This window comes from Streptomyces swartbergensis (genome assembly GCF_002148965.1).
Taxonomy (GTDB): domain Bacteria; phylum Actinomycetota; class Actinomycetes; order Streptomycetales; family Streptomycetaceae; genus Streptomyces; species Streptomyces swartbergensis.
Genome location: NZ_NGFN01000446.1, coordinates 1 through 6040, shown reverse-complemented (window position 1 = coordinate 6040; position 6040 = coordinate 1). Strand labels below are relative to the sequence as shown.

Genomic DNA, 6040 nt, shown 5'->3' with positions numbered 1-6040 from the left:
GGGCAGTCACGAGCCGTACGAGGTCGTGGCGCTGCCGTTCTACAAGCGCCAGAAGTAGACACTGGCCGAGGGCCGCGGCAGCGACCCCGTTGTCCGTCGTCCCGGCTCACCAGCAGTCCCCCCTTCCCCAGCACTCCCGCGCATACAGGAGAATCCAGGCCATGAGCAACCCCCAGCAGCTGCGTTACAGCAAGGAGCACGAGTGGCTGTCGGCCGCCGAGGACGGCGTCGCGACGGTCGGCATCACGGAGCACGCGGCCAACGCGCTCGGCGACGTGGTCTTCGTCCAGCTCCCCGAGGTCGGTGACTCCGTGTCCGCGGGCGAGACCTGCGGTGAGCTGGAGTCGACCAAGTCGGTGTCCGACCTCTACTCCCCCGTCTCCGGTGAGGTCACCGAGGTCAACGAGGACGTCGTGAACGACCCGTCGCTGGTGAACTCGGCCCCCTTCGAGGGCGGCTGGCTGTTCAAGGTCCGGGTCACGGACGAGCCGGGCGACCTGCTCTCCGCCGACGAGTACACCGCGTTCTCCGCCGGCTGAGGAGTCGTAGCCTTATGTCCGTTCTGAACACACCCCTGCACGAGCTCGACCCGGCCGTGGCCGCCGCGGTCGACGCCGAGCTGCACCGGCAGCAGTCCACGCTGGAGATGATCGCCTCGGAGAACTTCGCGCCGGTCGCGGTCATGGAGGCGCAGGGCTCGGTCCTCACCAACAAGTACGCCGAGGGGTACCCGGGCCGCCGCTACTACGGGGGCTGCGAGCACGTCGACGTGGTCGAGCAGATCGCGATCGACCGCGTCAAGGAGCTGTTCGGCGCCGAGCACGCCAACGTGCAGCCGCACTCCGGGGCCCAGGCCAACGCCGCCGCGATGTTCGCGCTGCTCAAGCCGGGCGACACCATCATGGGTCTGAACCTCGCGCACGGCGGGCACCTGACCCACGGCATGAAGATCAACTTCTCCGGCAAGCTCTACGACGTCGTCGCCTACCACGTGGGCGAGGACGGCCGGGTCGACATGGCCGAGGTGGAGCGGCTGGCCAAGGAGTCCAAGCCGAAGCTGATCGTCGCCGGCTGGTCGGCGTACCCGCGGCAGCTGGACTTCGCGGAGTTCCGCCGGATCGCGGACGAGGTCGGCGCGTACCTGATGGTCGACATGGCGCACTTCGCCGGACTCGTCGCGGCCGGGCTGCACCCGAACCCGGTGCCGCACGCGCACGTGGTGACCACGACCACCCACAAGACGCTGGGCGGCCCGCGCGGCGGTGTGATCCTCTCCACGGCCGAACTGGCCAAGAAGATCAACTCCGCCGTCTTCCCCGGTCAGCAGGGAGGCCCCCTGGAGCATGTGATCGCGGCCAAGGCGGTCGCCTTCAAGGTCGCGGCCTCGGAGGACTTCAAGGAGCGCCAGCGCCGTACGCTGGAGGGTGCCCGCATCCTGGCCGAGCGTCTGATGAAGGACGACGTCCGGGCCGTGGGCGTGGACGTCCTGTCCGGCGGCACGGACGTGCACCTGGTCCTGGTCGACCTGCGCCACTCGGAGCTGGACGGCCGGCAAGCCGAGGACCGCCTCCACGAGGTGGGCATCACGGTCAACCGGAACGCGATCCCGAACGACCCGCGTCCGCCGATGGTGACGTCCGGCCTGCGGATCGGTACACCGGCCCTGGCCACCCGCGGGTTCCAGACCGAGGACTTCGCGGAGGTCGCGGACGTCATCGCCGAGGCGCTGAAGCCGTCGTACGACGCGGAGGCCCTCAAGGCCCGGGTGAAGGCCCTGGCCGGCAAGCACCCGCTGTACCCGGGTCTGAACGCGTAACGAAGAAACCTTTCAGGGCGCCCCGTCCCGCGTGGGCGGGGCGCCCTGCCCCCTTGCACCACCCCCGTAGTCAGGAGTTCCCCGTGGCCATCTCGGTCTTCGACCTGTTCTCGATCGGCATCGGCCCGTCCAGCTCCCACACGGTCGGCCCGATGCGCGCGGCCCGGATGTTCGCGCGGCGGCTGCGCAACGAGGAACTGCTGGCCCCCACCGCGAAGGTCCGCGCGGAGCTCTACGGCTCGCTCGGCGCGACCGGCCACGGCCACGGCACGCCCAAGGCGGTGCTGCTCGGCCTGGAGGGCGACTCGCCGCGCACGGTGGACGTGGAGTCGGCCGACGAGCGGGTGGAGACGATCAAGGCCGACGGCCGGCTGAACCTGCTCGGCGAGCACGAGATCGCCTTCTCCTACGACGACGACATGGTCCTGCACCGCCGCAAGGCCCTGCCGTACCACGCCAACGGCATGACCCTGTGGGCGTACGACGCCTCGGGCGCGGAGCTGCTGACCAAGACGTACTACTCGGTCGGCGGCGGCTTCGTCGTCGACGAGGACGCGGTCGGCGCGGACCGCATCAAGCTCGACGACACCGTGCTGAAGTACCCCTTCCGCACGGGTGACGAGCTGCTGCGCATGGCCGGGGAGACGGGCCTGTCCATCTCCGCGATGATGCTGGAGAACGAGCGGACCTGGCGCTCCGAGGAGGAGATCCGCGAGGGCCTGCTGGAGATCTGGCGGGTGATGGAGGCGTGCGTGGCGCGCGGCATGTCCCGCGAGGGCATCCTGCCGGGCGGCCTGAAGGTGCGCCGCCGGGCCGCGAACACCGCCCGCAAGCTGCGCTCCGAGGGCGACCCGAAGGCCCTCGCGATGGAGTGGATCACGCTCTACGCGATGGCGGTCAACGAGGAGAACGCGGCCGGGGGCCGGGTCGTCACCGCCCCCACCAATGGCGCGGCCGGCATCATCCCGGCGGTCCTGCACTACTACATGAACTTCGTGCCGGGCGCCGACGAGGAGGGCGTGGTGCGCTTCCTGCTCGCCGCGGGCGCGATCGGCATGCTCTTCAAGGAGAACGCCTCCATCTCCGGCGCCGAGGTCGGCTGCCAGGGCGAGGTCGGCTCCGCCTGCTCGATGGCGGCGGGCGCGCTGGCCGAGGTGCTCGGCGGCTCGCCGGAGCAGGTCGAGAACGCCGCGGAGATCGGCATGGAGCACAACCTCGGCCTGACCTGCGATCCCGTCGGCGGTCTGGTCCAGATCCCGTGCATCGAGCGCAACGGCATGGCCGCGGTGAAGGCCGTCACGGCCGCGCGCATGGCGATGCGCGGCGACGGCTCCCACAAGGTGTCCCTGGACAAGGTCATCAAGACGATGAAGGACACCGGCGCGGACATGTCGGTGAAGTACAAGGAGACGGCGCGGGGCGGGCTGGCCGTCAACATCATCGAGTGCTGACGGCCCGCGCGGCACCGGGCAGCGGTCGTGGTGGTCGTGGCGGTCGTGGCGGAAGACGCTGTCGTCGCCCGTGCCGGTGAGGCGCGTCAGCTCGTCGAAGGCGGGGCGCGGTTGCGGGGCCCGCGGTCACCGGGCCGACTCGCGGACGTCCGCGACGGCCGCGGGCAGGTCGGCCGGGTCCTCGGTGACGACGATCGCCACGACGGTGTCCGTACCGGGCCAGTCCTCGGCGAGGACGACCCGCGGGCGGGCGAGCGCGGCCACGGCCACCTCGCCCGCCGGGCGCCCGCCCTTGGGCAGCAGCACCATGGCCGCGCCGCGGCTGGGCTCGGGGGTCTCGCCGGGCAGCTCTCCGTCGGTGAGCAGGGCGAGCAGCGCCTCGTAGGGCCGGACGGCTCCCTGGTGCGCGTACGGGATGAGGTGGGAGTTGATCAGGTCGCCGCCGAGTCGCCCGCCGACCTCCAGGACGACGGGGCCCGCGGAGCCGAGCCGCAGGTCGACGTGGAACCCCCCGGTCCCGAGGCCGACGGCGAGCACGGCCTGCTCGGCGGCGCGCATCAGGTCCTTGACCTGCGTGTCCGCCAGGATGGAGGGGACAGCCGTGGCCCAGGACGGGGACAGCGGCCCGTCGACGCTCTTGTCGGTGACGCCGAGGATCCGCACCGTGCCGCCGGAGACGACACCTGAGACGGAGTGCTCGGAGCCGTCGACGTACTCCTCGACGAGGAAGTCGCTGGTCCCCGAGTAGTTGGCGGCCGTGAGCGCGAACACCTCGTCCAGGCCGGTGTCCTGGGTGATCAGCGCCATGCCGCGGCCGCCGGAGCAGTGGGCGGGCTTGAACACCAGGGGGCGGCCCGCGGTGCCGAGCTCCGACGCGACGGCCCGCAGGTCGTCGAGCGTCCGGCCCGCCCGCCAGGGCGGGTTGAGCCCGTACGGCTCCATGGCCCGGCGCTGGGCGGCCTTGTCGGTGGTGACGGCCGCGGCGCCGGTACCGATGCCGCGCACCCCGAACCGCTCGGCGAGCAGCGCGGTGAGGCCGACGTGCTTGTCGCCCCAGCAGACGACAGCGGCGGGGGCCCGGTCCAAAGAGACCTGAGCGGCCTGCTCCGCGAGCGAGGAGCCGCGGTCGAAGGAGCCGAGCCGGTGCCCGGGCAGCCCGGTGTGGGAGACGTCGGCGTCGGACGCGACGTGGACGCTCAGTCCCCGTGCGGCGGCGGCGTCGAGTTCGGCGCGCCATTCCAGGGGGGAGCGCCGCAGACCGAGGTAGAGCACGGTGCTGCTCCCGGCCTCGCCGCCGTCGTCCGCTGCCGTCGGGGTCGTTGCGGGGGTGTGTGCTGTCGTCATCTGGTCGGACACCGTTCTCGTTCGCCGTCGTGGCCTGCGCGCCTTGGAGGGCCTCCGTATCGCCCTCCGCCTAGTCTGGGGCCTTCGGGCACCACGGGTGGGGCACAGTGACGAGGCGGCCGGAAAGCACCGCGCCACCTGGCCGGCCACCTTACGGGCGTCCGCCGACCACCGCCCGGACGAGGCCCGCAGGGTGCGTCTGCGTCCGGACATCGTGCTGTCCGGGCGGGCCACCTCGTCCACGCCGCCACCTCCCAGACGGCCGGCCGACCATGTCATCCGCCGCTCCGGCATCACGGCCACGGCCCACGCCCACCCCACGGCCCACCCAAGTTGACATTTCCACGTCGGTCCACAGCAGCCCGTGCCATGGCGGTGGGCGCCAACTCCCCCTCCCCTACCGCCACTCAGGGAGACCCCCATGCTGCGAACCCAAGATCATCTCCCGTTCAAGATCCACTTTCGATACACGCCCTGAAAGACTCGGTGTGTGTTTGTACTGGTCAGGACGTTTTGTGCTGCTGGGTGGGGTGGATTAGCCGGTTCGTGTGGGGCGGTGGTGTGTTTCGGCGAGGTGGTCGAGGCGGATGCTCCGGGCCCTCGCCCTTACTTCCGGACCGGTCGCCGGCTCAGATGATGCGCAGCTGCCGTGCCTCGCGCATCCACGAGGGGAACTCGGACAGCAGCCGGTCGTAGAGCTCTGCATCCGGTACGCCGCTGATGTCGTCGACGGCGAAGAACCCGACGTTGTCGACGCGCCGGCCCGGCAGGGTGTCGAACCGCTCCAGCACGCCGTAGTTGGAGCGCCCCAGTCCGACGAACTGCCAGAAGACCGGTTCGTCCACCGCCTCCCGCAGCTCGGTCTCGATCTCCTTGTTTCGGTAGACGCCGCCGTCGGAGAAGAAGAGCACCAGCGTGGGGGCTGCCGCCGGGTGCTCACGGACGTAGGTCCGCACCTCGGCGATCACCTTCTGCTCCTCGTTCTGGATTCCGACCGCGCGCATGTCCACCTGGCCTGGCAGCAGACCCTTCCGCGGCTTCTTGCGCCGGAACAACGTCAGTTCACCGACCCGGACATGACGCTGCAGCCACTCCGGCAGGTCACCCAGGGCGAGGTCAGGCAGCCGGGCCGGGTTCGACGCGAACGTCCACGCCTGCATCTCACCGTCGTCGTCGAGCTGCGCGGCCACCGCGGCCATCCGCTCCACGACGTCGGCCACGACACCCTGCGAGTACAGGAACGACATCGACCCGGAGGCGTCCAGGACGAGGATGACGCGCGCGGTCACTCCGTCCGCCCCGTGCTTGCGCAGACTGACGGCTACCTGCTCTTTGCGCAGGGAGAGCCGCTTGCGCATGTCCACCGGCAACTGCTCCTCGCCCTTGACGAGACGCGGGGAGGAGGCGTCCGGGGCGGGGGTCATCGGGG

The 6040-nt window shown here is 71.0% G+C and carries 5 protein-coding genes; 3 read left to right on the top strand and 2 right to left on the bottom strand.

Annotation, left to right across the window (positions count from 1 at the left end):
* The first annotated feature begins 161 nt into the window (after positions 1–161).
* From gcvH to CA983_RS39430, 3 genes are all read left to right on the top strand, one after another.
* Positions 162–539, top strand: a complete 378-nt coding sequence (gene gcvH / locus CA983_RS39440; protein WP_059422730.1) for a glycine cleavage system protein GcvH — start codon at positions 162–164, stop codon at positions 537–539.
* Between the two features lie 14 nt (positions 540–553).
* Entirely contained in the window at positions 554–1816 is a 1263-nt protein-coding gene (gene glyA, locus CA983_RS39435) for a serine hydroxymethyltransferase (RefSeq protein ID WP_086605513.1), read from the top strand.
* An 83-nt stretch (positions 1817–1899) separates the two neighbouring features.
* Positions 1900–3267, top strand: coding sequence for an L-serine ammonia-lyase (locus CA983_RS39430; RefSeq protein ID WP_086605512.1), 1368 nt, complete (start codon positions 1900–1902; stop codon positions 3265–3267).
* Positions 3268–3393: 126 nt separating this feature from the next.
* Here CA983_RS39430 and CA983_RS39425 read toward each other — a convergent pair whose 3' ends face one another.
* Both CA983_RS39425 and CA983_RS39420 read right to left on the bottom strand, forming a co-directional pair.
* Entirely contained in the window at positions 3394–4611 is a 1218-nt protein-coding gene (locus CA983_RS39425) for an ATP-grasp domain-containing protein (RefSeq protein WP_158101934.1), read from the bottom strand.
* 629 nt (positions 4612–5240) lie between these two features.
* The coding region (locus CA983_RS39420; RefSeq protein ID WP_143645705.1) for a vWA domain-containing protein at positions 5241–6040 on the bottom strand (800 nt) is incomplete at its 5' end.